The organism is Hymenobacter agri (assembly GCF_054778495.1).
In genome coordinates, this window is record NZ_BAAGZM010000465.1 from 1 (window position 1) to 3,498 (window position 3,498).

The window sequence follows — 3,498 nt, forward strand, 5'->3', positions numbered from 1 at the left end:
GTGCGCCTGAGCTACGGCCCCCACCAGGGCCCGCGGGCCGCCAAAACCGTGCTCGACCCGGCCGGCAATTTTGCCTTCACGCTGAATGACCTGCCGGCCGGCCTGCCCGTCGACTTCAACTACGCCCGCCAGCATGCCGACCTCTACCTCGCGCCCGGCGACGACGTGCAGATGACGCTCGATTTCCCGCGCTTCGACGAAACCCTGCGCTACACCGGGCGCGGGAGCGACGCCAACAACTACCTGGCCCAGTCGCTGTGGAAGTTTGAATTCGGCCCGCCCGCCGCCGACGCGCCCCGCCCCGAGCCCACCGCTACCACCACGCCCGCCCAGATGCGGCAGCAGGCCGACGCCTTCCGCCAACTGCGGCGCACCTACCTGGCCACCTACGCTAAAGCCCACCCGCTCCCGGCTGACCTGCTGCGCAGCGAGCGGCTCGATATCGACCTGAACTGGGCCATTAGCTTGCTCGAATACCCGGGTGCCTACCGCAACCTCGCCAAACGAGAGCCCATGCTGCCGCCCGCGTACTTCGATTTCCTGCAGCAGCTGCCGCTAAAATCTTTCGACCAGTACCTCGGCGAGCGCGGCGGCAAAGGCAAAACGGCCGTGCTGCGCTTTCTCACGTCTTACGCCAACCGCCTCAACCCTGGCGGCATCCTCAGCCCCGACCCGGCCGAAGCCCGTCGCCACTATGCCCTGGCCGCGGCCGATTTTGGCCCCAGCACAGCCAGCATCGACCGGGCCATGTCGCAGTTCTACCTCTGGAAGCTCGACTCCAGCCCCGCCGGCGTGGCCGCGGCCTATCCCACCTTCCGGGCGCACAATCGCGACTCCGTGGCGGCCCGTACGTTGCGCACGCTCTTGCGCCAAACGCTGGCGGCGCAGGACGGCAGCCCGGCCCCCGACTTCGCGCTGCTCGACCACACCGGCAAAAAAGTAACCCTGGCCGACCTGCGCGGCAAGGTTATTTACCTCGATTTCTGGGGCACCTGGTGCGCGCCTTGCCTGCAGGAAATGCCCGCCAGCATCGAGCTGAAAAAGAAGCTGGAAGGCCGCGACGTAGCATTCGTCTACATTTCGGTGAACGATACGGAGGCGAAATGGCAGCAGGTGCTGGCCGCCCGGCACCTCGTCAGCGCCAACAGCGTGCACCTGCGCAACCCCGCCGGCGGCGACGTGCCCGACCGCTACCAGGTCGATAAATTCCCCACTTACTGGCTTATCGGGCGCGATGGCCACATTATTTCGCGCACCGCACCCCGGCCCAGCAGCGGCACCGAGGCCGTGGCGGCCATCGAGCAGGCCTTGGCGCAGTAGGCCCTAAAGTATTTGCGCCGCTCAATCGTCTGCCGGCGGCAGGCCCGGCCCCGGCCACAACTTCGCGGGGGCCGGGCCGTACTCCGGTTCGCTATGGGTTTGTTGTTGCGCTTTGTGTGGTGGATGGGGATGGTGCTGACGCCCGCGCTGGTGTGGGCACAAGCGGCTCCGGCCGATACGGTGGCGGGCCGCCGCCCCAACATTGCGCGCCTGCCCCGCAACCGCTTCGTGGTGCAGTACGACTCGCGCTACTCCGTCATCAACCACCACCTCACTACCATCAACGGCCTCAAGCTGGGCATCGAGTTCAAAAGCCGCTTCCGCACCGGGGCGGCCATCTACTTCCTCAGCACCGGCGTGCCCACCCGCCAGGCCAAGCCCGACAACGCCGCCGAAGATGCCGACGCCGAGCTGCGCTTCCGCTACCTGGCCGCCTACGCGGGCTACGTGCTACTCGAAAACCGCCGCTGGGAACTCAGCGCCAACCTGCAGGCCGGCCTGGGCTCGGTGTACGTGCTCTACGAAGCCGACGACGGCGACCTCGACAAAACGCCCCGCGAGTTCATGGGCATCGTCGAGCCGGCACTGGCCGCGCAGTACCGCATCTTCCGCTGGGGTGGCGCGGGTACGGGCCTGGGCTGGCGGCAGCCGCTGTTCGTGCCCGGCGCCATCCAGAAGGAGCTCAACGGCCCGGTGTTTTACCTGCGTGCCAACCTGTTTCTGGGCGAGCTCATCAAAGTGCTGAAGGAGAAAGAGCCGCTGTTCACCCAAGCCAACATGCGGTAGGGCCAGCCATTGTCATTCCGACGCAGGAGGAATCTGGGAGAAGCCAGTGAACAATTCCCCCGGACTTGTCCTGCGTCGGAATGACAGGCGCTATTTGCCCGTACTATAGGCAAAGCCCACCGAGAGCGTACTGTTGGCCCGGCTGCGGTTTTGCACTACCACGCTTTCGTAAGAAAACGTGTAAGCCAGGTTTAATGCCAAGTGTTGGTATAGTTTAAAAGCCAGTACGGTGGCGCTATTCAGGCGGTAGTCGCCGCCAGGGTCGGTGAGTGAGGGCTGGTAGAAAAACAGCTCCGAGAAGCTGAATATTTTCTGATTCAAACGCGCTTTCAGGCGGGTGCTGTTGCGCACCACGTGGCGTTGCAGGTTGGGCTCGGTGTGATAGTCGGTGCGTTCATCCAGCAAAAAGGTGCTCAGCGCCAGCTCGTTGCTGAGCGTGTCGGCGTAGAGCTGGTAGCCCACGCCGCCGCCCGCCACCACCCGCTGGTCGATGGCGCGCAGGTTGCTGGTTTCGTATTCGCCCAGGGCGTAGAACTTCCAGCGGCCCAGGCGGTAGTCGGGCGTGGTGAGCAGCAGCAGCTCTCGCTCGCGCACAGCCCCGCTCTGCCGCCCGTAGCTGTAGCTGAGTGCCACCGGAAACTGCCAGTGCCGCACGGCATAGTTGCCGGTGTGGCTGGTGCTGAAATACGCCCGCTCGACGGTGCCGGTGGTATCGGCGGGGGCGGCGGCAAAGTGGTGCTGCACCACTACCGGTACCACCGGTAGCACGGGGGCCGGGCCGGCCGGCAAGTGCAATAAATGGGCGGCAACCAGGGTAACGAGGTGGTGCATAGGGTGCAAAGCTAAACAGGAAAGATGAGGACCAACAGAAAGCGGGCAAACCTGTCCGGTGCTATCCGGGGCCGCGCTACTGTTTAGTTGAGCCAACGCAATTACTCGGCCAAACGGTATACCCGCCGCTCGCTTTCCCTGCGGCGAAGACTTAATTGAAAGCACGTAGCCGTTTAGTCAGCTCTAAGATAGCCAAAACAAATACCACTGGCAGCACCGGGGCCAGAAAGCGCACGTCCCAATCATCGACGGTGAGCATGATGATGGCCGTTTGCAGCAGAAATACGCCGGCCAAAAACACCCGCGCCGGCCGCCAGATGCTGTGGCGCCGGGCAGCCAGCGCCGCCAGTATGTAGGCCGGCCACAGCACCAGCACGCCCAATACGCGGTGGGCCAGCGAGTAGTGCGGCTTAAGGTAGCTGACGAATACGAACAGCTTGCCCAGCATCAGCCGGCCCAGGTACACGGGGTTATGCATCGCGAAATACAGCACCCGCGCCGCCGGGCCGGTGCCGGGCGGCGGCATAGCCAGCGGCGCGGCCTGATGCACGGCCCATAATT

At 64.7% G+C, this 3,498-nt stretch carries 3 protein-coding genes and 1 pseudogene; 2 read left to right on the forward strand and 2 right to left on the reverse strand.

The features are described from left to right. Together ACYVDE_RS17715 and ACYVDE_RS17720 are read left to right on the forward strand one after the other, a co-directional pair. The coding region (locus tag ACYVDE_RS17715) for a TlpA family protein disulfide reductase (protein ID WP_460502881.1) at positions 1-1,320 on the forward strand (1,320 nt) is incomplete at its 5' end. A 93-nt stretch (positions 1,321-1,413) separates the two neighbouring features. Beyond that, positions 1,414-2,106: a hypothetical protein gene (locus ACYVDE_RS17720; RefSeq protein ID WP_460502882.1), complete on the forward strand. Its 693-nt coding sequence runs from the start codon at positions 1,414-1,416 to the stop codon at positions 2,104-2,106. 90 nt (positions 2,107-2,196) lie between these two features. Here the strand turns inward: ACYVDE_RS17720 and ACYVDE_RS17725 are convergent, their stop codons facing one another. Together ACYVDE_RS17725 and ACYVDE_RS17730 are read right to left on the reverse strand one after the other, a co-directional pair. After that, positions 2,197-2,937 carry a DUF481 domain-containing protein gene (locus ACYVDE_RS17725; protein ID WP_460502883.1) on the reverse strand — a complete coding sequence of 247 codons (741 nt, stop codon included), beginning with the start codon at positions 2,935-2,937 and terminating at the stop codon, positions 2,197-2,199. A gap of 151 nt (positions 2,938-3,088) precedes the next feature. Continuing rightward, a pseudogene (locus ACYVDE_RS17730) lies at positions 3,089-3,498 on the reverse strand (hypothetical protein); the annotation flags it as partial.